Source organism: Amycolatopsis orientalis (assembly GCF_000943515.2).
Lineage (GTDB): Bacteria > Actinomycetota > Actinomycetes > Mycobacteriales > Pseudonocardiaceae > Amycolatopsis > Amycolatopsis orientalis.
This window is the reverse complement of the sequence record NZ_CP016174.1, coordinates 8,600,835-8,624,940: the sequence shown is the minus strand read 5'-3', so window position 1 is coordinate 8,624,940 and position 24,106 is coordinate 8,600,835. Positions and strand designations below refer to the sequence as shown.

Below are 24,106 nucleotides of genomic sequence, written 5' to 3'. Positions count from 1 at the left end.
CATGCCGGACGGGGGCTACAAAGCCGATTCAGAGGCGATGCTCACGGCATCGACGTCGTTGGATCGCGCGGCCGAGAACACGACGTCCGAGGCGGGGAAAGTAGGGCCGACCCAGGTACAGCCCGCTGACTTCGGCCGGGTGCACAAGGACTACCAAAAGGGCTACGCCACCGGGATCCTCGCCATCTCCGACGCGATGAAGGGCTACGCGGGACAGCTCACCCAGCTCGCCGGCGGGGTCAGTACCGCGTCGACCCGCTACACCTCATCCGACCAGGCGAACGCCGCCGCCGCCAACAAGGCAGGTACCCAGTAATGGCACGGCCCACGCCGCAGCAGATCGCGGAGCTGCAGAAGGATCCGTACATCACCCAGGGGACCAAGGACGCCCTCTGGTTCGGCGGGGAAGAGGCATACAAGAAGGCCATCGCCGAACGCGACGCGAACGCGGCCGGGGACAAGAAGCAGAAGGCCGCCGCCGAAAAGGCGGACAAGGACCTCGACTCGATGGCCCGGCCCGCCGCGGGCGGCTCCACCACCAAATCCGACCAGGTGCTCGACCTCGGGAACCCGGCGCTGGACTTCTTCTCCGAGTGGGCGGATCAAGTCTGGAACAAGATGCCGGACAAGCCGTCCGACATCAATTACAAGACCGACATCTGGGACCGGTTCCACGAGAACCGGGAGATCAATTTCCAGAAAATGTTCGACGAGGTCGAAGATCTCGCTGATGCCAAGAAGGCCGTCGAGCAGACCCGGACCGACGCGACTTCGGCGCTGACCACCCTCTTCCACGACTGGAAGGGGGAGGGCGCGACGGCCGCGAAGGTCAAGTACGAGCAGCGGATCCAGCCTGACGCGCAGGAACTCATCGCGCAGATGGACGGTGTCGTCAAGCTGGTGCCGTCGACCATCGACAAGATCTACAGCGCGCTGAAGCTGAAGGTCGACGAAACGCTGAAACTGCGTGTCGACAAGGTCGCCACCGCTCCGCTGTACATCGCGAAGCAGGTCGTCGACATCGCGAACGGCAAGGTCGGTTCCAAAGAAAAGCTCATGGACGTCGCGTACTGGCTCGATTCCGCGTGTCCTGGCAACAACCTCGCCGAACGGCTGCGTCACGACGACTGCAAGCTGAACGACGAGAACAAGGAATACGCGATCGGCGCCGCGAAGCAGTGGCTGAAGGGTTCTTTCGCCACCGAGTTCGGTGAGCGGTACGAGAACTTCAAAAAGCTCTGCAAGAACGCCACCGACACGATCAACACGCAGTACCACGAACTTTCGCGGTTCATGGAGGACTACACGAACCCGTTCCCGGCCCCGGGCGCGGCGAAGCCGCCGGCTGAGAAGCCGCCCGGCGAGAAGACGCCAGGCGGGAACCAAACCCCGCCCGGTGGCGGGGGCGGGACGCCGCCCGGTGGCGGCGGTGGCACTCCGCCCGGCGGAGGTGGCGGTACACCGCCGGCGGCGGAAGTCCCGAAGCCCGAGGACAAGCCAGCCGAAGGCACGAACCCGGTCACCGGGAAGCCGCTCGAGCTCGACCCTGAGACCGGCAAGCCGTACCCGATCGACCCGGCGACGGGTGAAGCGATCAAGGACGGCCTGGACGGTCAGGACACCATGACCGTCCAAAAGGGCGACAACAAGATCGAGATGACCGAGCCGGATAAAGACGGCAAAATGGACATCAAGGTCGACGACGGCAAGGGCCACGAGAAGGACTACAAGCTCGACTTCGACGACCCGAAGGGCGAGGGCGGCAAGCCCGGCGAAGAGGGCAAGGACGGCAAGGACGGCGACTTCGGCCCGAAAGGCGCGGTCAAGGAAGGCGAGCCCGGGGCCGACGGGGTCTACCGGCCCGGCCCGGACGGCAAGATCCATATCCAGGACGGCAACCTCAAGATCACCGCCGAGCAGCCGCAGGGCCCGAACGGCCCGACCGTGGTGACGGTCGACGACGGCAAGGGCGAGCCGACCACCTACACCCTCGACGAAAAGGGTGAGAAGAAGGAGCTCAAGCCCGGCGACGTCCTCGACAAGGACGACCTGAAGAACGGTCTCGACGACCGGAATCCCGGCAACCCGCAGCCAGGGCGGATGGACGACGTCCGGCCGATGCCCGCACCGGCCGAGGGCGGGGGCTTCAGCGCTCCCGGCGGTGTCGATGCCGGAGTGGCCGTGGGTGGTGGCTCTGAAGGAACCGCCGTGCCCGCGGGGGCCGAGGCATCCGGCGGCGCCGCGTCGGGCGCCAGTGGCGAGGGCACCGTGCCGACCGCGAGTGGCGGCGGAGGAGGCAGCTTCGAAGGCGCGCTCGGCGGGCTCGGTGACGGTGCTTCGGCGGGGTCGCTGAACGAAGCCGGTTCGCTGGAGGCCGGCGTGCAGTCCGGCGGTGGCGCGCAGCCCGCCGGGGCCGAAGGTGGTCTCGGGATGGCGCCCGGCGGTATGGACCCCGCGCCCGCGGGCGCCGGTGCCGGTGCTGGAGGGGCGTCCGCCGGAATGGGCGGCATGATGGGTGGAATGGGTGCCATGGGTGGCGCCGGCGGTGGTGGTGGCGGGGGCGACACGCAACGCGGGTCGAGCCAGTACCGCGTCGAGGGCGGCATTTTCGAGACCAGTGGCGCGGGCGGCCGGATCAGCGGGTCGCTCGACGACGAGGGCGGCGACCGTTCGATCAGTTACGAGCGATGATCGGTAGCCGGGGAACGAGGGAGGACCGATGAGCGCTGTTGACCGGTTGGCGGCCGCCATGTCCAGGCAGGACGCCGCCATCACGGAGCAGTTGGAGCAGCGCGGGCTGCGGGAGCGGCATCTCGCCGACGCCAAGGCCCAGGCGGTGGAGACCATGCAGAAGGACGCCGCCATCCACGACAAGTACGCCGCCCACATGCAGGAGCTGGGGAAGCGGAGCAAGGAGGCGGGCGGCTGGCTGACCGGCAAGACGACCGCCGACCGCAACCACACGATCGGTTTCGACATCGAGGACGACGACAAGCCGGACGCGCGGTTCGCCGAGTTCGGCGCCCGGCCCGCTCCCGACACGTCGCGTGCGGCGCCTCCGCTTCCGCCGCCGCCTCCTCCGGTCGCTCCGGGGGTGCCCGGAATGCCGGCGACGGTGGACGTGCCGTCTGCGGTGCCTCCGGCCGTCCCGGGTGCCGGGGCGCTCGACGCGGCTGGTGCGCCTGGTGCGCCGGCTCGTCGTCGAGGTCGTCATGCCCGTGACGACAAGGGTTTCGACGACGACGACTTCTCGAACAACTCGTGGATGGTCGACTGATCCACTTCGGCAGACTTGGGGCCCGGTTCACCAGAACCGGGCCCTTCTCTTTACCCACTTCCCTGCCCCGCGCACGTCGACTTTCGCGGGCTAACCGTGCTCCGGTGCCGCAGGCGCTCGCTCGGCCCGCGTCGACTTTCGCCCCCTAATCGCGACGCGTAGGCATGCTAAGTAGCCAGGGGGCGGGTGTGGGTCGGATCGCGGTTAGCCCGCTAAACGCAAGTCGGTGGCGAAGCGGGTCAGGCGGCGGGTTCGTCCTGGAGCTCGATCGGGGCGCGCTTGACGTCGGCGTCCAGCAGCGGCTGGTACTTGGTCGTCCCGGTCAGGTGAGTGAGGAAGAAAGCGGTGAACAGCGCCCTCGTCAGCTGCTGCGTCCCGCGGTGCGGCTTCCCGTGCAGCAGGAGCTGGCTCCAGTGCCTGCCCTCGGTGACGCCGAGGTGCGACGACTTCCCGAGCGTCCGCAGCTGCACCGGCCCGCCCCACGCGTCCGCGATGGCCTCCGCGTGCCCCACTGGCGGGGCGACCAGGTCCTCGCCCGCCGCGAGATGCAGGCCGGGCACGGTCACCGACCGGGCGGACACCGTCGCCGGCGGCAACGTCTGTGCGGGAGTGATGGTCGCGACAGCCTGGACCCGCGGCCGGTCGGAGCCTTCCTCCGCCGCCTGCGCGGCGGCGAGGACGGCCGAGCCGCCGCCGGTCGAGTGTCCGGCGAGGCCGAGCTTCGCGGGGTCGACGCTGATGCCGTCCGGCCCGAGGCGGACCGTCGTGATCAGGTCGAGCGTGGTGAGCAGGTCGCCGGCCAGCAGCCGGTGCGACGGCAGCGGTCCGCGTTGGGTGGCCGGGGCCGCCGCGACGATGCCCCAGCTCGCGAGATGCCTGAGCAGGTGCCGGTAGCTCCCGGTGGGCTGCAACCACCCGTGCCCGAACGCGATCGCGGGCAGACCGAGCCCCGAGCGGGGCGTGAACACGACACCGGGGAGCCCGACCAGGGCGAGGTTGCCGCGCAGAACCTCGTGCGGACCTGGGTGGGACAGCTCCGCGAGCAGCTGCTTGGGCTTGCTGGCCATGCTCGTGACCTTACTGCCCGCACCCTCGTCCGGCCCGCGCGCCGCCCCGCCGGTCGACTTTCGCGGGCTAACCGTGACGCCGAGCAGGCCGAAGCGTCGCGTTTAGCCCGCTAAACGCAGGTGCGGGCGCCCGGGCGAAGGGCCTGAAGTTCCCTCGTTAGGCTGGTGGCCGTGTGTGGAATCGTGGGATACGTCGGACACCGCCCGGCCCTGGACGTCGTCATCGGCGGACTGCGCAGGATGGAATACCGCGGCTATGACTCGGCGGGTGTCGCCGTCCTCGACGGCGCCGGCGCGCTGAACGTCGAGCGCAAGGCAGGCCGTCTGGCCAACCTGGAGACCCAGCTCGACACCGTCGGCAGGGAAGCCTTCACCGGCACGGCCGGGATGGGCCACACCCGCTGGGCCACCCACGGCGCCCCGGTCGACCGCAACTCGCACCCGCACCGCGACGCCTCCCAGCAGGTCGCCGTCGTGCACAACGGCATCATCGAGAACTTCGCCGCCCTGCGCGCCGAACTCGAGGCCGACGGCATCGAGATGGCGAGCGACACCGACTCCGAAACCGCCGCGCACCTGATCTCCCGCGCCTACACCGAGGGCGACACGAAGGGCGACTTCCCGGCCAGCGTCGCCGCGGTCTGCCGTCGTCTCGAAGGCGCGTTCACCCTGGTCGTGACCATCGCCGACCAGCCGGACACCATCGTCGCCGCCCGCCGTTCCTCGCCGCTGGTCGTCGGTGTCGGCGAGGGCGAGCACTTCGTCGCCTCCGACGTCGCCGCGTTCATCGAGCACACGCGTGAGGCGGTCGAGCTCGGTCAGGACCAGCTCGTCGTGATCACCCGAGAGGGTTACGAGGTCACCGACTTCCACGGCGACGCCGCCCAGGCCAAGCCGTTCACCGTCGACTGGGACCTCTCGGCCGCGGAAAAGGGCGGCCACGAGTACTTCATGCTCAAGGAGATCGAGGAGCAGCCCGAGGCGCTGGCGAACACGCTGCGCGGCCACTTCGACGGCGGCCGGATCATCCTCGACGAGCAGCGCATCTCCGACCAGGACCTGCGTGACGTCGACAAGGTCTTCGTCGTCGCCTGCGGTTCCGCGTACCACTCCGGCCTGGTCGCCAAGTACGCCATCGAGCACTGGTGCCGCCTCCCGGTCGAGGTCGAGCTGGCCAGCGAGTTCCGCTATCGCGACCCGGTACTGGACCGCGCGACCCTGGTCGTCGCCGTCTCCCAGTCGGGCGAGACCGCGGACACCCTCGAGGCCGTCCGTCACGCGCGCGAGCAGAAGGCCCGCGTCCTGGCGGTCTGCAACACCAACGGCGCCCAGATCCCGCGTGAGTCCGACGCCGTCCTTTACACGCACGCCGGTCCGGAGATCGGCGTCGCCTCGACCAAGGCGTTCCTCGCGCAGATCGCGGCCAACTATCTGGTCGGCCTGGCGCTGGCGCAGGCCCGCGGCACCAAGTACCCGGACGAGGTCGCCCGCGAATTCGCCGAGCTCGAAGCCATGCCCGCCGCGGTGCAGAAGGTTCTGTCCACTGTGGACCAGGTTCGCGACCTCGGCCGCCGGATCGCCGACTCGAAGGCGGTGCTGTTCCTCGGCCGTCACGTCGGTTTCCCGGTCGCCCTCGAGGGCGCGCTGAAGCTCAAGGAACTGGCGTACATGCACGCCGAGGGTTTCGCCGCCGGTGAGCTCAAGCACGGCCCGATCGCGCTGATCGAAGAAGGCCTGCCCGTCGTCGTGGTGATGCCGTCGCCAAAGGGCCGCGCCGTCCTGCACTCGAAGCTGGTGTCGAACATCAGCGAGATCCAGGCGCGTGGCGCCCGCACGATCGTGATCGCGGAAGAAGGCGACGAGACCGTTCGCCCCTTCGCCGACGAGCTGATCGAGATCCCGGCCGTGCCGACGCTGCTGCAGCCGCTGGTTTCGACGGTGCCGCTGCAGGTGCTGGCCGCGGAGATCGCCCGCACGCGCGGGTACGACGTCGACAAGCCGCGTAACCTGGCGAAGTCGGTCACCGTCGAGTAAGGACCGGAGGCGTCGTGCAGGGAATCTGGACCACGGAACGGATTCGCGCGGCGGAGGACAGGCTGCTCGCCGTCACTCCCGACGGCGAGCTCATGCGACGCGCGGCCTTCGGCCTGTCGGTGCACGCCGCCGAGATGCTCGCCGAGCACACGGGTTCGGTGTCCGGGCGGCGGGTGACGTTGCTGGTCGGTTCGGGAAACAACGGCGGTGACGCCTTGTGGGCTGGCGCTTTCCTGCGCCGTCGCAATGTGGCAGTCTCCGCGATCCTGCTGAAACCCGAACGTGCGCACGCCCAGGGTTTGGCCGCCCTGAAGCGATCCGGCGGCAAGATCGTGTCCGTTGAGGACGGTCCACAGTGGATCGGCCGGGCGGATCTCGTCGTCGACGGGATCGTCGGCATTTCGGCGCGAGGGCCCTTGCGGGCGGACGCCGCCGCGCTGCTGGAGCACGTGAGTTCGCCGATGCTGGCCGTCGATCTGCCGAGCGGGGTGGATCCGGACACCGGCGCCGTCGACGGTCCGGCCGTCGTCGCCGACCGCACGGTCACCTTCGGCGCCCTCAAGCCCGTGCACGCCCTCGCGCCCGCGTCGTGCGGCGAGGTCGCACTGGTGGACATCGGGCTGCGGCCGGAACTCGGCGAACCCGATCTGGAGCGGCTCGACACGGCCGATGTCGCCGCGGCGTGGCCGGTCCCCGGGCCTGGCGACGACAAGTACAGCCAAGGCGTGGCCGGGGTGGCCGCGGGATCCGCGACCTACCCGGGGGCGGCCGTACTCGCGGCCGGCGCCGCAGTGCGGGCGACGTCCGGGCTGGTGCGCTACGCCGGGCACGCCGCCGACGTGGTGCGCGGGCGGTGGCCCGAAGTGATCGCGACGGGCTCGGTGACGGACGCCGGCCGGGTGCAGGCGTGGGTCGTCGGGCCGGGGATCGGCACCGGCAACGAGGGCCGGGACGTGCTGCGGTTCGTGCTCGGCCGGGGTGTGCCGGTGTGCGCGGACGCCGACGCGACGACGATCATCGCGCACTCGCCCGACGTACTGGACGCGCGCGATCCGGACACGCCGCTCGTGCTGACGCCGCACGCGGGGGAGTTCGAGCGGTTGATGGGTTCGCCGCCGGGGGCGGACCGGGCCGCGGCGGCGCGGTCGGCCGCGCGGAAGTACGACGCCGTCGTGCTCCTGAAGGGGCACTGCACGGTGGTCGCGGCGCCGGACGGGCGCGCGCTGGTGAACACGCCTCGGGGGTCGTGGCTCGCGACAGCCGGTTCGGGCGACGTGCTCTCCGGTCTGGTCGGCTCGCTGCTCGCCGCCGGGCTCGATCCCTGGCTGGCGGCCGGGGCCGCCGCGCACGTCCATTCGCTCGCCGGCTCCCTCGCCGCCGACGGCGCTCCGACCTCGGCTTCCGGCATCCTCGACGCCGTCCCCGACGCCATCCGGGCCGTCCGCTCGCACACCCTCTGACCAGGGCCCCGTGTCGACTTTAGCCCCCTAAGTGTGCTCTGACGGCGCCCGCCCGCAGAGCACGATTAGGGGGCTAAACGCAAGTGCGTCAGCGCGGGCGGCAGGTGAGGAAAAGTGGGAGAGTTATCGAGTTACGTGTTAACTACGGGCGAATAATCTGGTAAGAAGCAGGTGTGAGCGCCGACACCTACCCCGCCGGGACCGCGATGTCCCAGGTCGTGAACGGTGTCGCCCATGTCTAAGACCAGGCCCTCGGACGCCGCCGTCGAGCACCGGCGCCAGGAGATCCTCGACCACGTCATCGCCACCGGCGAGGTCCGCATCGACGACCTCACCTCGCGCTTCGGCGTCAGCCTGATGACGATGCACCGCGACCTCGACGACCTCGCCGAGCGCGGCCTCCTCCGCAAACTGCGCGGCAAGGTCGAGGCCTACCCGGCCACGACCATGGAGTCGGCCGCCCGCTTCCGCGACACCTTCAACCAGGCCGCGAAGGACGCCCTGGGCGAGGCCGCCGCCGCCCACGTCCAGTCCGGCCAGACGGTCTTCGTCGACGACTCGACGACACTCTTCCCGCTCGTCCGCCGCCTCGGCGCGATCGAAGACCTGACCGTCATCACCAACTCGCTCGAAGCCGCCCGCATCCTCGGCCCGGCCAAGAGCGTCGAGGTCGTTCTCGCCGGCGGCCGCTACCACCACGAGTTCGACTCGTGCGCCGGGCCGGACGTCCTCGCGTTCCTCGAGCGCACCCACGCCGACATCGGGTTCGTCTCGGTCGCCGCGGTCGCGGTCGGCCGCCTGTTCCACCCCGTCCAGGACTACGCCGCGCTCAAGAAGGCCGCGCTGCGCACCGCCAGCCACAACGTCCTGGTCGTCGACAACTCCAAGTTCGGCCGCACCGCCACGTTCGCGCACGGCGACATCGGCGACTACGACCTCCTGATCACCGACGACCTGACACCGACCGAAGAGATCGAGGCCGCCCTGAACGCGGGAACGGCCATCGAGCAGGTCGAGTGCGACCCAGAGGGGCCGGAATATGAAATCTGACCTGGTCGCCGGAATCGACTCGTCGACCCAGTCGACGAAGGTCGTCGTCTGCGACGCGGCCACCGGCGAGATCGTCCGCACCGGCCGCGCTTCGCACCCCGACGGCACCGAAGTCGCCCCTTCGGCGTGGTGGGACGCGTTGCGCGAGGCCACCGACGGCCTGCTCGACGGGGTCGGCGCGATCGGCGTCGGGGGGCAGCAGCACGGCATGGTCACCCTCGACGAGGACGGCGAGGTCGTCAGGCCCGCGTTGCTGTGGAACGACACTCGGTCCGCGAAGGCGGCCGAAGACCTCGGAAGCGAACTCGGCGCCGAGAACTGGGCGAAGTCCGTCGGCTCGGTCCCGGTCGCCAGCTTCACCGTCACAAAACTGCGCTGGATGGCGGAGAACGAGCCCGAGCTGGCCGATCGTGTCGCCAGGGTCCTGCTCCCGCACGACTGGCTGACGTGGCGCCTGCTGGGCCAGGGCGCCGAGCCGGTCACCGACCGCGGCGACGCGTCCGGCACCGGCTACTTCTCGCCCGCCGGCGGCACCTACCGCCAAGACCTCCTCGCGCACGCCTTCGGCGGCCGCACCCCCTCGCTGCCCAAGATCCTCGGCCCCGCCGAGGCCGCGGGGCACACGCCGGACGGGATCCTGGTCTCGGCCGGAACCGGCGACAACATGGCCGCCGCGCTCGGCCTCGAACTCGTCCCCGGCGACGTCGTGGTCTCGCTGGGCACCAGCGGCACCGTCTTCGGCGTCTCCGAGACCGCGAGCGCCGACCCCACCGGCATCGTCGCCGGATTCGCCGACGCCACCGGCCGGTTCCTGCCGCTCGCCTGCACCCTCAACGCCGCCCGCGTGCTCACCGCCACGGCCGCGATGCTCGGCGTCGAACTCGCGGAGTTCGACAAGCTGGCGCTCGCCGCCGCTCCCGGCTCCGGTGGCCTCACCTTCCTGCCTTACCTCGATGGTGAGCGGACGCCGAACCTCCCGGACGCCAAGGGCACGCTCTTCGGCCTGACCCGCGCGAACATGACGTCGGAAAACCTCGCCCGCGCCGCCGTCGAAGGCATGCTGTGCGGCCTCGCCGCCGGTCTCGACGCCCTGCGTGAACAGGGACTCGAGGTCCGCCGCGTGCTCCTGATCGGTGGCGGCGCGCAGTCGGCCGCCGTCCGCGCGGTCGCGCCGGTCGTGTTCGGCGTGCCCGTCGTCATCCCCGAAGTCGCCGAGTACGTCGCGGTCGGCGCCGCGCGGCAGGCGGCCTGGGCCCTCGCTTCCAGCAAGGAACCTCCCCGCTGGCAGGAAGACCACGGCAAGACCCGGCTCGAGCTGGCCGAACCGACCGAGGCGGACCGCGCCGAGGGATACCGGATCCAGCAACGGCATCTCGAGGCCCGCGAACTCGGGCACGGCATCCCCGCGAAACCGAAAGAGGACTGAACCGATGGCCACGATCACCTACGATAAGGCGACCCGGCGCTACGCCGGTTCCGAGCGGCCCGCCGTGGACGCACTCGAACTCGAGATCGCCGACGGCGAATTCCTCGTGCTGGTCGGGCCTTCCGGCTGCGGCAAGTCCACCAGCCTGCGGATGCTCGCCGGCCTCGAGGACATCGACGAAGGCGCCGTCTGGATCGGCGACCGCGACGTCACGCAGCTGCCGCCGCGCGCCCGCGACATCGCGATGGTGTTCCAGAACTACGCGCTGTACCCGCACATGACCGTCGGCCAGAACATGGGCTTCGCGCTGAAGATCGCCGGCCGTCCGGCTTCGGAGATCAAGCAGAAGGTGCTCGACGCGGCCAAGCTGCTCGACATCGAGCAGTACCTCGACCGCAAGCCGAAGGCGCTCTCCGGTGGTCAGCGCCAGCGTGTCGCGATGGGCCGCGCCATCGTGCGTGAGCCGCAGGTCTTCCTGATGGACGAGCCGCTGTCGAACCTCGACGCCAAGCTGCGTGTTTCGACGCGTACGCAGATCGCCGCCCTGCAGCGCCGTCTCGGCGTCACCACCGTGTACGTCACGCACGACCAGGTCGAGGCCATGACGATGGGCGACCGGGTCGCTGTCCTCTCGGACGGTCTCCTGCAGCAGTGCGACACCCCGCGCGCGCTGTACGACCGGCCCGCCAACGCTTTCGTCGCAGGGTTCATCGGCTCGCCCGCGATGAACCTCGTCACCGCGAAGCTCACCGCTGACGGTGCCGAGCTCGGCGGTGCGCGGGTGCCGCTGTCCCGCGAGATCCTCGCCAAGGCCGACGGTGACACGGTGACTCTCGGCTTCCGGCCCGAGTCGCTCGAAGTGACCACCAGCGAGGACGGCACCGTGCCGGTCAAGGTCGACCTCGTCGAGGAACTCGGCTCGGACGCGTACGTCTACGGCAAGCTCGCCGAGACCGACGCCGAAGGCACGAAGTCGAACGTGGTCACCCGGGTCGACCCGCGCAAGCCGCCGGTCATGGGCGACACCCTGCACCTGCGGATCCGTCCCGACGAGCTGCACGTGTTCTCCGCCACTGACGGGGCGCGCCTGTCCTGAGCCCGGTTCGTGGGAAACTGGTGGTCGTTATGACCGCCAGTTTCCCGCGTGCCGAGGTCGTCATCGACCTGTCCGCCATCCGGCACAACGTCGCCCTGCTCGCTTCCCGCGGCCCTGGGGCCCAGACCATGGCGGTGGTCAAGGCCGACGGCTACGGGCATGGAGCGTTCGAGGTCGGGCGGGCCGCCATCGAAGGCGGGGCGACCTGGCTGGGAACCTGCTCTCTCGGTGAGGCGATCGCGCTGCGCCGCGCGGGGATCGGTGTCCGGCTCTTCAGCTGGCTCGACACTCCCGAAGCCGACTTCGCGGACGCCGTCGCCGAAGACATCGACGTCGCGGTCAGCTCCCTCGACGAGCTCGCTCGCGTGGCCGAGGGCGCGCGCCGGGCGCGCGACTTTAGCCCCCTAATCGCGACCGCGCGGGTGCACCTGAAGATCGACACCGGACTCTCCCGAAACGGCTGCCCACCTGCGGAATGGCCCGCGTTGGTCCAGGCTGCGGCGGCCGCGAAGCCGCTCGTCGAGGTCGTCGCGATCTGGTCGCACCTCGCCTGCGCCGACGAGCCGGGCCACCCCTCCATCGACGCGCAGGCGAAGCGGTTCGACGAGGCCTACGACATCGCCCGCGCGGCCGGGCTGGAGCCCGTGCGCCACCTCGCGAACTCCGCCGCCGTGCTGACCAGGCCCGATCTGCACTTCGACCTCGTACGCCCCGGGATCGCGATCTACGGGCTGAACCCGGTGCCCGCGGCCGAAGACCTGCGCCCGGCGATGACCTTCAAGTCGTCGGTCGTCCTCACGAAGCGGATCGCGGCCGGCGAGTCCGTCTCTTACGGCCACACCTGGACGGCCGAGCGCGACACCACCCTCGCCCTCGTGCCGGTCGGATACGCCGACGGCGTGCCGCGGTCGCTGTCCGGCCGGATGGACGTCTGGCTCGGCGGACGCCGCCGCCCGGTGGTCGGACGCGTCTGCATGGATCAGCTGATCGTCGATTGCGGAGATGACGAGCCCGCCGTCGGGAGCGAAGTGATCCTCTTCGGCCAGGGCACGTTTGGCGAGCCGACAGCCCGGGAATGGGCGGACAAGCTGGGGACTATCGACTACGAGATCGTGACTTCGATGTACCGCCCGCGTATCCACCGAACGTATCTGGAGGCCGGCTCGTGACACCTTCACGAAGACTGCTGGCCATCGTCGGCGGGGTCGGGGCGGTGGCCACCGGCACCGCCGCCGCGATCGCCGTCGCCGCACAGCAGCGGCGGCAGAGTGAGGATCCGCTCGTGGACGAGCCGTTGGGGGATCTTGAACCGGACCGGACCTCGACCGTGGCGGCCGAAGACGGCACGCCGCTCGCGGTCGAGGAGATCGATCCGGCGGATGGGGGCGAACCGGAGCTGACCGTCGTCGGCGTGCACGGGTTCGCGTTGTCGAAGCGCTGCTGGCACTTCCAGCGGCGAGACCTCGCGTCGCTGAAGTTGCCGCGGGTGCGTCAGATCTATTTCGACCACCGCGGGCACGGGCAATCCGGTGCCGCGACCGCCGAGAACAGCACCATCGAACAGCTGGCACGCGACCTCGACATGGTCGTGCGTTCGGTGGCGCCGGAGGGGCCCATCGTGCTGATGGGGCACTCGATGGGCGGCATGGTGATCATGGAGCTCGCCGCGGAGCATCCTGAGCTGTTCGACGACCGAGTGTGCGGTGTCGCGTTCATCGCGACGGCCGCGGGCGAGGTCGGCGCGCGGGGGCTGCCGAGGTCGCTGCTTTCGAAGTACAACCCGCTCACCCGGGGTGTCGGCGGGCTGGCGGGCTGGCAGCCGGGCCTGGTCGAGTTCGTGCGGGCGGCGGGCGGGCAGCTGACCCGGCAGGCCGTCCGACGGCTGGCTTTCGGCAGCCGGGACGTGTCGCCGCGGCTCGTCGACTTCATGCTGGAAATGCTCGAAGTGACGCCGGTGCGCGGGCTGGTGAACTTCGTCGACACCCTGGGCAGCCACAACCGGTATGCGGCGCTCGCCGGCTTGAAGCACGCGCACGTACTGGTCGTCGGCGGGGATTCCGACCGGTTCACGCCGATCGCGCACGCCGAGCGGATCGCGGCGGAGCTGCCGGACGCGGAGCTGGTGCGCGTGCGCGGCGCGGGACACATGGTGCAGCTGGAACAGCCCGAGCTGGTGAACAGCCACCTGATCGATTTGCTACAACGGTGCACGGGCACCGATGGTGAAACTTCCGACCGGCGAACCTGGTGGTGGCAGCGCTGATGAACTTCGCTTTCCCGACTCCCGAGTCGACCATGGACTTCGGGCGCGCACTGGGACGCTCGCTGCGCGCGGGCGACCTGGTGCTGCTCGCCGGGCCACTCGGGGCGGGCAAGACGACGCTGACCCGCGGCATCGCGGACGGTCTCGGGGTCGGCGGGCGGGTCAGCTCGCCGACGTTCGTGCTGGCGCGGGTGCATCCGGCGGGCGAGGCCGGGGTCGCCTTGGTGCACGTTGACGCGTATCGGCTCGGCGGGGATCTCTCGCAGCTCGACGATCTGGACCTCGACACCGAACTGGAGCGATCCGCCCTGGTCGTCGAGTGGGGTGAAGGAACTGCGGAGCGGCTCTCGGACGACTACCTCGTCGTGCGCCTGGAGCGTCGCGAGGACGACGTCCGTGAGGTCACCTTGGAGCCGCACGGCACCTGGGCGTCCCGCACCCCCGACCTGCGTTTAGCGGGCTAAACGCGATCTGTGCGGCAGGCGGGCCGACCTGCGTTTAGCGGGCTAAACGCGATCCGGCCCGCTCCCGCGCCCCACCCGCGCACGTCGACTTTCGCGGGCTAACCGTGACGCGTAGGCATGCTAAGCAACGGGACCCAGAGCGACTTTCGCGGGCTAACCGTGATCCGCGGGGCCGACCACGGAGCGCGCGATTCCCAGGTCGACCAGGTCTTGGGGGCGTAACCGCAGCCGATCCGCGAGGGCGGGGACCTCGTCGGCGGGCAACTTGAGGATCGCCGCCGCCGCCTCGGGCGAGGTGACCGAGAAGTACGCGTCGGGCGTCACCCAGGTCGAACCCGGCGCCGCGAACGCGAGCGCGCCGCCGGACCCGCCTTCCCCGATCACCAGAGTCGTGATCGGCACGGCAGCGCTCGCGACGGCTTCGAACAATTCCGCGATCGCGGCGCCGGCACCGGCCCGCTCGGCCGCCGCGTCGTTCGCCGCACCGGGAGTGTCGACGAGCGTGAGCACGGGGATCCCCAGCCGCGACGCGAGCCGCACCAGACGGGCCGCCGTCCGGAATCCCGCGGGCAGCGTCGGCGTCCCGCACTGGGCCGCGTACGCGATCGTCCGGCCGTCTCGCCGGCCGAAGCCGCAGAGGACACCGGCGTCGACACCGCCACACCTGTCGCCCGAGATGTCCTCGCGCCACTCGAAGTACCCATCGAGGTACTCGGCTGCCCTGGGACGATCAGCGGAGCGCGCCGCCTGCACCGCGGCCCAGCCGCTTTCGGGCAATTCCAGCGATCCGTATGCGCCGGGAGGCTCGGCGGCTTCGGACGACGGCGAAGTCAGCAAACGCAACCACCGTTCCAGCACGGCGGGAAGATCGGCGGGCGGCACGATCCGATCGACCTGGCCCCACGCGAGCTTCGCTTCCGCCGTGTACGCCTCCGCGGGTGCGTCGGCGGGCCGTACCCGGGAACCGGCGAAACCGACCTGTGCCTCGGGCAACGCGAGAACGACGTCGGCGCTCGCACCGAGCGTCGCCCAGCCGCCGCCCGTGGTGGGATCGCGCAGCACCGAGATCTGCGGCACCGACCGGGCTCCCGCCGCCGCTCGCGCGATGCGCTGCAACTGCGAAAGCGCGCGCATCCCGTGCTGCATGCGACTGCCGCCCGTCGCGATCAGCGACACCACCGGCAGCCGGGACGCCACCGCCCGCGCGAACGCCGCCTCGACGCGATCACCGGTCCGCTGACCGATCGACCCTCCCAGGAAGCCGAACTCGAAGGCGATCACGACCGCTTCGACCTCGCCGATCCTGGCTGTCCCGCAAAGGACGGACTCGTCCTCGCCCGATCGCTCCGCGGCGGCTTCGCGTGCCACGCGGTAGCCCGGCCAGTCGATCGGCCCGTCGTCCGGCTCCTCGGACCGCGGAACGTCCAGATCCACGAAACCGGTCGCGATTTCCTTGATGACGGACCGGGCGGAGGGCCTGCTCACCCGAGCGCCCGCTTCATGACCTTGCCCATGTCATTGCGCGGCAACGCCTCCAGATAGCGGACCACCCGGGGCCGCTTGTGCGGCGACAACAAGCGAGCCACGTGGTCGGCCAGCTCCGACTCCGTCGGGCGTTCCCCGTCGGGCACCACCCACGCCACGATGCGCTCACCGAGGTCGTCGTCGGGCTCGCCGGTGACCGCGACCTCCGCGACCCCGGGATGTTCCATGAGCGCGTTCTCGATTTCGCCCGCGCCGATCTTGTAACCGCCACTCTTGATCAGATCCGTCGCCTTCCGGCCGACGATCTTCACGTATCCGGCCGCGTCGCGCGTCGCCATGTCGCCCGTCCGGAACCAGCCGTCGTCGAAGGCGGCTTCTGTCGCGTCGGGACGGTTGAGGTATTCGGTGAACAGATTCGGCCCGCGAACCTGGATCTCACCGACGGTGTCGGTCTCTTCGACGGGCTTTCCGGCCTCGTCCACGAGACGCAGGTCGACGCCGCTCAGCGGTACCCCGACGGTGCCGGGGACACGCTCGCCGTCGGCGCGGACACTGGTGTTCATCAGCGTCTCGGTCATCCCGTAGCGCTCGATCACACGCTGGCCGGTCGCCGCGGTGATGCGTTCGTGGTCGTGGACGGGCAGCGCCGCCGACCCGGAGACGAGCAGCCGGGCACCCCTGAGCGCCTCGGCGAGCGATGGGTCGTCACCGACTTCGCCCGCGATGCGGTGGTACATGGTCGGGACGCCGAACAGCATGGTCGCCCCGGTCGCGAGCTCGCGTGCGACGCCTTCCGTGGAGAACCGGCCGAGATGCCGGACCGAGCCGCCGCGCCGCAGGGGCCCGAGGATGCCGAGGATCAGGCCGTGCACGTGGAAGAGCGGAAGGCCGTGCACCAGAACGTCTTCGGCGGTCCATTCCCAGGCGTCCTCGAGCACGTCGAGGGTGGCCGAGATCGCCCGGCGGGGGAGGACGACGCCCTTGGGCGGGCCGGTGGTGCCGGAGGTGTAGACGATCAGCGCCGGGGCTTCGGCGTCCGGTTCCGCGGGGAAATCGACGGGTGCGCCTTCGAGAGGGATGTCGCGGCGCGGCAAGCCGGCGAGACCGGCGGGCAGATCGGCGTCCGGTTCGGCGAGCACGAGGACGGGTTCGCTGTCGGCGACGATGTGCGCGAGTTCGCGTTCGCCGATCTTCGGATTGAGCGGGATGGCGGGGACGCCGGCGAGCAGTGCGGCGATCACGGCGACGCTGGTGTGGACCGTCGGCGTCGCCCAGACGGCGACGCGGCCGCTCGGCAGGTCGCGGGCGAGGGTGCCGGCGACGGCGGCGAGGTCGGCGTACGTCAGGGAGGTGTCGCCGAAGCGGAGGGCCTCTTTGCCGGAGCCGCCGTTCGCGAGTGTGGGGAACAACCGATCGGGCACCGCGTGACCTCCTGCTCGACTCCACCGGCCGGGGCACGTGAATCCGAGGGCCCCTCGCTGGACCGTACCGCGCGCCCCTCCGACCCCCCTGCGACCTGCTTCACACCGGCCCCGGATCGCGGTTAGCCCGCGAATGTCGCTCCGCCTGCCGCCGCCCCCGGGGAGCGACTTTCGCGGGCTAACTGTGCTCCGGTGGCAGGGGGAGCAGCTGCGGGACCGGGTCGCGTTCAGCCCCCTAAACGTGACGCGGGGCGCTGGTCGTAGGCTGGGTAACCGTGCTGGTACTGGCCATCGACACCTCGACCCCGGCGGTCACCGCGGGCCTCGTCGCCCTGGACGGCGACGCGCTCGAATCCCGAGGCGACCGCGTCACGGTCGACCCCCGCGCGCACGGCGAGCTGATCACGCCCCACGCCCTCGAAGCGGTCAAGGCCGCGGGCGTCACGCTTCGCGACCTCGACGCCATCGTCTGCGGCGTCGGCCCCGGCCCCTTCACCGGCCTTCGCGCCGGGATGGCCACCGCCGCCTCGCTCGCCCACGCCCTCGGCATCCCGGCCTACCCGGTCTGCAGTCTCGACGCGATCGCCGCCGAAGTCGCCCCCGGCGAAGCGCCCTTCCTCGTCCTCACCGACGCGAGGCGCCGCGAGGTCTACTGGGCCGCGTACGCCGCCGACGGCTCCCGCACCGACGGTCCACACGTCCAGCGCCCGGCCGACCTCGACACCACGGTCAAGGTCGCGGCGGGCGACGGCGCCCTCCTCTACGCCGACGCCCTCGGCGTCCAGCCGATGGAGCCGCGTTTCCCGTCACCCCTCGGACTGGTCAAGGCCGCGCGCGAGGACTTCGGAAGCGAGCCCGCTCCGCTCACCCCCCTCTACCTCCGCCGCCCGGACGCCGTCGAGCCGGCCGCGCGCAAGAAGGTGACCACGCCGTGAGGCTGGAACCCTTACGCCGCAAGGACATTCCCCGCTGTGTCGAGATAGAGAAGATCCTCTTCCCCGGGGATTCGCCGTGGAGCGCCTACGCCTTCCACGCGGAACTCGACGCCGGCGGCCACTATCTCGTCGCGCGCCCGGCCGAAAGCGACGAGGTCGTCGGGTACGCCGGCCTCGCCATCGTCGGCCGACGCGGCGACTACGAGACGAGCATCCACACGATCGGCGTCGACCCGGCATGGCAGCGCAACGGGGTCGGCACCGCGTTGCTGAAGGCGCTCCTCGACCGCGCGGACGAACTCGTCGCGCCGGTGTTCCTCGAGGTCCGCACAGACAACGAAGCGGCGATCGCGCTCTACGAGCGGCACGGTTTCGAACGCGTCGGCCTCCGGAAGCGCTACTACCAGCCTTCCGGCGCCGACGCCTACACGATGGCCCGCCCGCGGGCCCAGGTCCGAGACGAGGTGGCGGGCTGATGCCACGCATCATCATGGGCATCGAGAGTTCGTGCGACGAGACCGGCGTCGGCCTCGTCCGCCTGCACGACGACAACACGGTCGAACTCCTCGCCGACGAGGTCGCCTCCAGCGTCGACCAGCACGCCCGCTTCGGCGGCGTCGTCCCCGAGGTCGCCAGTCGCGCGCACCTGGAGGCGATGGTCCCGACCGTCGAGCGCGCCTTCGGCAAGGCCGGGCTGAAACTGTCCGATGTGGACGCCATCGCGGTGACCGCCGGACCCGGCCTGGCCGGCGCGCTCCTGGTCGGCGTCGCCGCGGCCAAGGCATACGCCGCCGCGCTCGACATCCCGCTCTATGGCGTCAACCATCTGGCCGGGCACATCGCGGTCGACACCCTGCAGCACGGGCCGTTGCCCGAACGCTGCCTTGCGCTGCTCGTCTCCGGCGGGCACACGCAATTGCTGCTGGTGGACGACATCGCGGCCAAGATCACCGAACTCGGGTCCACTGTGGACGACGCGGCGGGGGAGGCCTACGACAAGGTCGCCCGTGTCCTCGGCCTGCCCTACCCAGGCGGCCCACCCATCGACAAGGCCGCCAAGAACGGCGACGGCACGGCCATCGCGTTCCCCCGGGGAATGACCGGGCCGCGTGACGCCAAGTTCGACTTCTCCTTCTCCGGCTTGAAAACCGCCGTCGCGAGGTGGGTGGAAGGCGCCGAGCGCCGTGGCGAGGAGATCCCCGTCGACGACGTCGCGGCGTCGTTCCAGGAGGCCGTCGCCGACGTTCTCACCATGAAGGCGATCCGTGCGGCCAAGGAACACGGCGTGGACACGCTGGTGATTTCCGGTGGTGTGGCGGCGAATTCCCGGTTGTCCGAACTCGCCGCCGAGCGCTGCGCGGAGGCCGGGATCCAGCTGCGGGTCCCACGACCGCGACTGTGCACGGACAACGGCGCGATGATCGCCGCGCTCGGCGCGCATGTGGTCGCCGCCGGACGTCCGCGGACGGCGCTCGACTTCTCGGCCAACCCGGCGCTGCCGGTCCAGATCGTCTCGATCTAACGCGATTCGGCGACCGTGCGCGGCACCGGGGCCAGGTCGAGGAGTTCCTCCAGCGCCGCCACCGTCAACGCGGCGGCATTGCCGTCACCGTAAGGGTTTCCGGTACGCTTCGGGCGGAGATCGCCGCGCAGGATCCTCGCCGCGGTGTCGGCGATGAGCGCGGTGTCCGTCCCGACCAGCCAGGCGCAGCCAGCCTCGATGGCCTCGTGTCGCTCGGTGACATCACGGAGTACGAGGACAGGCGTGCCGAACGTCGGCGCTTCCTCTTGGATACCTCCGGAATCGGTCAGGACGAGTTCGGCCAGCCGCAGCGCGCGCACGAGATCGGGATACTCGAGCGGCTCGGTGATCGTCACCCGGGGCGTGCCGCCGAGCGCGGTCACGACCTGTTCCCGCACCGCCGGATTCGGATGCACCGGGAACAACACGTGGACGTCGGTGTGTTCCGCGACGATCAGTTCGATGGCCGCGAGCGTGCGGCTCAGCGGCTCGCCCCAGGACTCGCGCCGGTGCGATGTGACGAGGACGAGGCGTTCGTTCGCCTCGGCGATCTCCATCTCCAGCAACGCGAGCGCGGTGTCCCTGGCGGGCAGATCGCGTTCGGCGATCGCCATCACGGCGTCGACGACGGTGTTGCCGGTGACCGCAATACGTTGTCGCGCAACGCCTTCCGTGCGCAGCGCGGCCGCCGCACCCGGCGTCGGCGCGAGGTGCAGGGCGGTGATGCGCGAGATCATCTGCCGGGTTCCCTCTTCGGGGAACGGTGCCGCCAGGTCGTGGGTGCGCAGGCCCGCTTCGAGATGAACGACCGGGATTCCCAGCCAGAACGCGGCGAGCGCGCCCGCCAGTCCGGTGGTCGTGTCACCTTGGACGACGATCGCGGCGGGCGCGACCTGACGTAGCAAACGATCGAGCGCGGGAAGCAGCCCGGAAACCAGTTCCGCCTGCGTGCCCGTGGTTCGCGGCGGGGTGTCGAGCCAGGCGTCGACCGGCAGGCCGAACGGGATCAATGCCTGCTCGACCATACCCTGATGTTGTCCACTGTGGACGACAAAAGGCCGTAGGCGCGGGTGTTCCGCCAGCGCCAATGCCAGCGGCGCGAGCTTGACCGCCTCCGGCCGGGTCCCGGCCAGCAACATCACATCCACGCGTTCGCGCTCCTCATCCACGATTTCGAGTGTCCCGGAAATATCTCCGGTGACGGCCGCCGGCGCACGAGGGGCATACGCCGGCGGCCGTTCCGTTCAAGGGAGGGTCAGCTCCCCACCTTGCCGAGCCGTTTCGTGCGGCGGTAGCCGGCGATGACCGCGATGGTTCCGAGAACCAGCAGGATCACCCCGACGGCCAGCCACCAGCCGACATCGGCCCCGGTGGCGGCGAGGGCACCCACCCCGCCACCGGCGACGCCGACTCCGGCGCCAGGCAACTTGTACATCTCGACCTCACTTCACCCTGGTCAGGCGGTGGTCGCCGGACGCCGCTTGCGGGCGACGCGGATACCGACCGGAACGGCGATGGCACCGAGCAGGCCGAGACCGATCCACAGTCCGGTGCCGGAAGCCAGCGGCACGGGCAGGCCGGCCGGACCACAGGTGGCCGACGAGACGATCACGTCACCGGAGCCGAGCGGGTTGAGGGCGCCGCCCAGCAGCTTCACGTGGATCGCGTTGACGGTCAGGCTGCCGTCGCTGTTCTTGATCTGTTCGTTCAGGATGATCGTCGCGACGTTGATACCGCCGAGGCCGACCTTGATCTGGGTGTTGGGGGCTGGTGTCGCGTCGACGGCGCCCGCGCTGCCGAAGCTGGCGCCGACCAGGGTGGTGGCGCCCTGGACGCCCTTCTGGGTCGCCGTGCAGGTGGCCTCCACGGCCTTCGCGCCGACGTCGCCGAGAGCGGTCTTGAGCAGCGGCAGCCCGACGTCCGCGGTGCTCGCCTTGGCCGTCACGGCCCCGGAGTTGTCGTCGCGCTTGGCCTCGGTGTTGATCGCGCCCGCGGTGAGCACACCGGTCAGATTGACCTTCGCGAGGCTGTTGGTGGTCGGCCCTGAGGTCTTCGCCTCGGCGAGTGGCCCGGCCTTCACCGCGTCCAGGCCGAGGAGCTGCACGTCGACCTTGACGCCATACGCGGAGCCGTCGCCGGGGGCCGCCGAGGCGGGCGCCGCACCGGCGAGAGCCACGCTCGCCACCACAGCGGCGAGCAATCCGCCTCGTCGCAAGAGGTGCGTGTTCTTCAACTGGTCCTCCGAATTGATTCGTGGGGTGTTTCTCTCATCTGCGGTCGGCACATGGGCACAACCGTCGCGGACGAATCCTCAGCTGGCCTGACTCGGCTCGCGGATCGTCTATCGCCGAGTGTTTCCCAAATTGCACAGAAAATCGTGAGGATCACCGGATCAGGTGGTTTTGCGGACATTTCCCGCAGGTCGCCGAGGATGTCACCCTTTCGGCCTAGTCAGTTTCTTCACGATCGTGCCGAAAGGCTCCATGATCACTTTCAAAACGTGAACCCGGTCGGAAGGGCCGGTTCTCGCTGACTTACTCTCGTCGGCGAGGTCCCTGTCCGCTTCGTCGAATCCCGTCGTCTGCTGCGCCTTTCCTGAGAGGGTCACCGTGGCCGTTGCGAGCGCTCCCCTGTCGAGTCCCAGCCGGTTTCCGCTGCGTATGGCGGTACTGGCGGTGATCGCCGTCGCGGCGGGACTGGTGCTGGCCGAACGGCTGTACCGGGTCTTCGAAGTGCAGCTCGCGGGGCTGATACTGAGGGTTATCACCACATCGGGTGTCTTCGTCGCCGGTGAACGCGAAACCGTCTACTTTGGGTTGTCGGGCGATACTCCACTCGGGTTGAGAATGACGCCGGAATGCTCGTCGGCATTCATGTTGATACCGCTGTTGTTGGTGACCGCCGCCATGTTGTATTTCCGGCCGAGAAATGCGAAGAGGCTCTTCTCTTCGTTGGCGATCTCCGCGATCGTGGTCATTCTTGTCAATCAGATGAGGGTTTTGGCGATCGTCGGACTCGTGCAGATGCTGGGTGTCGACGAAGGTTATTACTGGGGTCACACTTTGCTGGGTTCGATGGTGAGCGTCCTCGGCGGCGCGATCGCCCTCGTGCTGTTCGTCTGGCTGGGCACCCGGAAGTCCCGGGCCGAGCGCGAGGCCGCCTGATGGGCGGCGGCTCGGTCAAGATCCTGCTCGCGATCACCCAGGCGTTCGCGCTCACCATGAGTGTCGCGTTCATCGTGTACGTGGTCGTGATCGTCGTGCCGTACCTGCGGCGCAAACCCGCGCCCGTCGGCGACGCCGCCGACTTCACCTGGCACTTCTTCGTCCCGTGCCGCGACGAGCAGACCGTCATCCGCGAGACGGTGCGGTACCTGCGCTCGACGTTCCGGCACGCGCATGTCTGGGTCGTCGACGACGACTCGGAGGACCGCACGGCCAGGGTGGTGCGCTCGATCTGGCGGCGTAACGGCGGTTTCGACCCGTACCTGCACCTCGTTCCCCGGCGCCGTCCGGAGGCGAGGACGGGCAAGGGGGACGCCCTCAACGCCGCCTACCAGGCGCTCAACGACTGGATGGGCCCGGACGCGAGCCGGGACGACGTGGTCGTCGTGGTCGTCGACGCGGACGGCCGTCCGGCGGAGAACTGCCTCGAGGTGTGCGCCGCGGACCATCTCTTCGGCGACGAGACGATCGGCGCGGTGCAACTCGACGTCTGGATGGGCAACGCCGACACCCGGCCGCCGGGGAAGAACTGGTTCTCGCGTGCCTTCGGGCTGAAGCTGGCTCAGATGCAGGATCTCGAGTTCCGTACGGCCATCGCGGCGATCCAGACCTCGCGCGGGTTCACCGGCACGATCTCCATGGGCGGCAACGGACAGTTCACGCGACTGTCCGCATTGGACTCGATCGCGGGCGACGACGAGCAGCCGTGGCGCGGTTCGCTGCTGGAGGATTTCGAACTCGGCGTACATCTGCTGACCGCGGGCTGGCGGACCGGGTACACGCCGGATTCCCACGTGAAGCAGGAAGGGCTCTACAGCCTGCGACGATTCCTGGTGCAGCGCACGCGCTGGGGCCAGGGCACGATGCAGTGTTCGCGCTATCTGCGGCGGATCTGGGATTCGCCGCATGTGAGCACGCTGGGCGCGGCGGAGATGATGTACTACCTCGCGCAGCCGTGGATGCAGTTGCTCGGCTCGCTGCTGTACCCGATCCCGTTCATCCTGCTGCTGTTCACCACGGCGGGGGATCCGGCGCAGGTGTGGACGTGGTTCGCCGACGACGGCGCGTGGATCCTGTTCGCGATCTACGGTTCGTTCGGGCTGCTGCCGTTCATCGTGTGGGGCCCGATCTATCAGTTCAAATGCCTGAAGAGCCGCAATCTCCTGCGCGGGCTCGGGATGGGCTTCGCCTACGCCCTGTACATCTACACGTTCTACATCACGTCGTGGCGGGCGCTGTTCCGCCTGGTGCGCGGGCGGAACGGCTGGTCGAAGACGCGGCGGAACACCGAGCACGCTCCCGGGGTCAAGGTCGCCCTGGACTCCTGACCCAGCCCCGCCACGGATCGCCTTTAGCGGGCTAAACGCGATCCGGGCGGGGCC

The 24,106-nt window shown here is 70.0% G+C and carries 22 protein-coding genes; 16 read left to right on the top strand and 6 right to left on the bottom strand.

Translation table 11 applies throughout. From position 1 onward, the window contains the following. Position 1: 1 nt before the first annotated feature. Genes SD37_RS37590 through SD37_RS37580 form a run of 3 tightly spaced genes read left to right on the top strand, consistent with a single transcriptional unit; the run spans position 2 to position 3,277 of the window. Positions 2–316 carry a hypothetical protein gene (locus tag SD37_RS37590; protein WP_044855706.1) on the top strand — a complete coding sequence of 105 codons (315 nt, stop codon included), beginning with the start codon at positions 2–4 and terminating at the stop codon, positions 314–316. After that, positions 316–2,691, top strand: coding sequence for a WXG100 family type VII secretion target (locus SD37_RS44030; protein ID WP_044855705.1), 2,376 nt, complete (start codon positions 316–318; stop codon positions 2,689–2,691). The genes SD37_RS37590 and SD37_RS44030 overlap by 1 nt, the downstream gene beginning before the upstream one ends. Positions 2,692–2,719: 28 nt before the next feature. Continuing rightward, a complete protein-coding gene (locus SD37_RS37580; RefSeq protein WP_044855704.1) occupies positions 2,720–3,277 on the top strand; it encodes a hypothetical protein in 558 nt (185 codons plus the stop codon). Between the two features lie 239 nt (positions 3,278–3,516). Here the strand turns inward: SD37_RS37580 and SD37_RS37575 are convergent, their stop codons facing one another. After that, the gene (locus SD37_RS37575) at positions 3,517–4,344 is read right to left on the bottom strand and encodes a dienelactone hydrolase family protein (protein ID WP_044855703.1); all 828 of its coding nucleotides are present in this window, start codon (positions 4,342–4,344) and stop codon (positions 3,517–3,519) included. 171 nt (positions 4,345–4,515) lie between these two features. Here SD37_RS37575 and glmS point away from each other — a divergent pair, with 171 nt between their 5' ends. From glmS to tsaE, 8 genes are all read left to right on the top strand, one after another. Next, positions 4,516–6,378 (top strand): glutamine--fructose-6-phosphate transaminase (isomerizing), encoded by a 1,863-nt coding sequence (gene glmS / locus SD37_RS37570; RefSeq protein WP_044855819.1) that lies wholly within the window; start codon positions 4,516–4,518, stop codon positions 6,376–6,378. A 14-nt stretch (positions 6,379–6,392) separates the two neighbouring features. Beyond that, positions 6,393–7,838, top strand: a complete 1,446-nt coding sequence (locus SD37_RS37565) for a bifunctional ADP-dependent NAD(P)H-hydrate dehydratase/NAD(P)H-hydrate epimerase (protein WP_044855702.1) — start codon at positions 6,393–6,395, stop codon at positions 7,836–7,838. 234 nt (positions 7,839–8,072) lie between these two features. After that, positions 8,073–8,888: a DeoR/GlpR family DNA-binding transcription regulator gene (locus tag SD37_RS37560; protein ID WP_044855701.1), complete on the top strand. Its 816-nt coding sequence runs from the start codon at positions 8,073–8,075 to the stop codon at positions 8,886–8,888. Then, positions 8,878–10,314, top strand: coding sequence for a xylulokinase (xylB, locus tag SD37_RS37555; protein ID WP_044855700.1), 1,437 nt, complete (start codon positions 8,878–8,880; stop codon positions 10,312–10,314). Before SD37_RS37560 ends, xylB begins: the two co-directional genes overlap by 11 nt. A 4-nt stretch (positions 10,315–10,318) precedes the next feature. Beyond that, positions 10,319–11,410: an ABC transporter ATP-binding protein gene (locus tag SD37_RS37550; protein WP_044855699.1), complete on the top strand. Its 1,092-nt coding sequence runs from the start codon at positions 10,319–10,321 to the stop codon at positions 11,408–11,410. Positions 11,411–11,439: 29 nt separating this feature from the next. Then, on the top strand, positions 11,440–12,579 hold the full coding sequence (gene alr, locus SD37_RS37545) for an alanine racemase (protein ID WP_044855698.1): 1,140 nt from the start codon (positions 11,440–11,442) through the stop codon (positions 12,577–12,579). Beyond that, on the top strand, positions 12,576–13,673 hold the full coding sequence (locus SD37_RS37540; RefSeq protein WP_044855697.1) for an alpha/beta fold hydrolase: 1,098 nt from the start codon (positions 12,576–12,578) through the stop codon (positions 13,671–13,673). Before alr ends, SD37_RS37540 begins: the two co-directional genes overlap by 4 nt. Continuing rightward, a complete protein-coding gene (tsaE, locus tag SD37_RS37535; protein WP_044855818.1) occupies positions 13,673–14,137 on the top strand; it encodes a tRNA (adenosine(37)-N6)-threonylcarbamoyltransferase complex ATPase subunit type 1 TsaE in 465 nt (154 codons plus the stop codon). The genes SD37_RS37540 and tsaE overlap by 1 nt, the downstream gene beginning before the upstream one ends. 153 nt (positions 14,138–14,290) lie before the next feature. Here tsaE and SD37_RS37530 read toward each other — a convergent pair whose 3' ends face one another. Together SD37_RS37530 and SD37_RS37525 are read right to left on the bottom strand one after the other, a co-directional pair. After that, complete coding sequence (locus tag SD37_RS37530; RefSeq protein ID WP_044855696.1) at positions 14,291–15,622, bottom strand: carboxyl transferase domain-containing protein; 1,332 nt, start codon at positions 15,620–15,622, stop codon at positions 14,291–14,293. Then, entirely contained in the window at positions 15,619–17,043 is a 1,425-nt protein-coding gene (locus SD37_RS37525; RefSeq protein ID WP_044855695.1) for an acyl-CoA synthetase, read from the bottom strand. Before SD37_RS37525 ends, SD37_RS37530 begins: the two co-directional genes overlap by 4 nt. A 275-nt stretch (positions 17,044–17,318) precedes the next feature. Here SD37_RS37525 and tsaB point away from each other — a divergent pair, with 275 nt between their 5' ends. The 3 genes from tsaB to tsaD are packed head-to-tail and all read left to right on the top strand — an operon-like array spanning position 17,319 to position 19,500. Then, positions 17,319–17,978, top strand: a complete 660-nt coding sequence (gene tsaB / locus SD37_RS37520; protein ID WP_044855694.1) for a tRNA (adenosine(37)-N6)-threonylcarbamoyltransferase complex dimerization subunit type 1 TsaB — start codon at positions 17,319–17,321, stop codon at positions 17,976–17,978. Further along, entirely contained in the window at positions 17,975–18,454 is a 480-nt protein-coding gene (rimI, locus tag SD37_RS37515) for a ribosomal protein S18-alanine N-acetyltransferase (RefSeq protein ID WP_044855693.1), read from the top strand. The genes tsaB and rimI overlap by 4 nt, the downstream gene beginning before the upstream one ends. Further along, complete coding sequence (gene tsaD / locus SD37_RS37510; protein WP_044855692.1) at positions 18,454–19,500, top strand: tRNA (adenosine(37)-N6)-threonylcarbamoyltransferase complex transferase subunit TsaD; 1,047 nt, start codon at positions 18,454–18,456, stop codon at positions 19,498–19,500. The genes rimI and tsaD overlap by 1 nt, the downstream gene beginning before the upstream one ends. Here the strand turns inward: tsaD and wecB are convergent. From wecB to SD37_RS37495, 3 genes are all read right to left on the bottom strand, one after another. After that, positions 19,497–20,648: a non-hydrolyzing UDP-N-acetylglucosamine 2-epimerase gene (gene wecB, locus SD37_RS37505; RefSeq protein WP_044855817.1), complete on the bottom strand. Its 1,152-nt coding sequence runs from the start codon at positions 20,646–20,648 to the stop codon at positions 19,497–19,499. The genes tsaD and wecB overlap by 4 nt on opposite strands. A 107-nt stretch (positions 20,649–20,755) precedes the next feature. Beyond that, entirely contained in the window at positions 20,756–20,935 is a 180-nt protein-coding gene (locus tag SD37_RS37500; protein ID WP_044855691.1) for an LPXTG cell wall anchor domain-containing protein, read from the bottom strand. A gap of 21 nt (positions 20,936–20,956) precedes the next feature. Beyond that, complete coding sequence (locus SD37_RS37495) at positions 20,957–21,733, bottom strand: choice-of-anchor P family protein (protein WP_044855690.1); 777 nt, start codon at positions 21,731–21,733, stop codon at positions 20,957–20,959. Positions 21,734–22,160: 427 nt separating this feature from the next. Here SD37_RS37495 and xrtP point away from each other — a divergent pair, with 427 nt between their 5' ends. Together xrtP and SD37_RS37485 are read left to right on the top strand one after the other, a co-directional pair. Further along, positions 22,161–22,664: an exosortase P gene (gene xrtP, locus SD37_RS37490; protein ID WP_044855689.1), complete on the top strand. Its 504-nt coding sequence runs from the start codon at positions 22,161–22,163 to the stop codon at positions 22,662–22,664. Continuing rightward, the gene (locus SD37_RS37485) at positions 22,664–24,052 is read left to right on the top strand and encodes a glycosyltransferase family 2 protein (protein WP_044855688.1); all 1,389 of its coding nucleotides are present in this window, start codon (positions 22,664–22,666) and stop codon (positions 24,050–24,052) included. Before xrtP ends, SD37_RS37485 begins: the two co-directional genes overlap by 1 nt. The last annotated feature ends 54 nt before the right edge of the window (positions 24,053–24,106 follow it).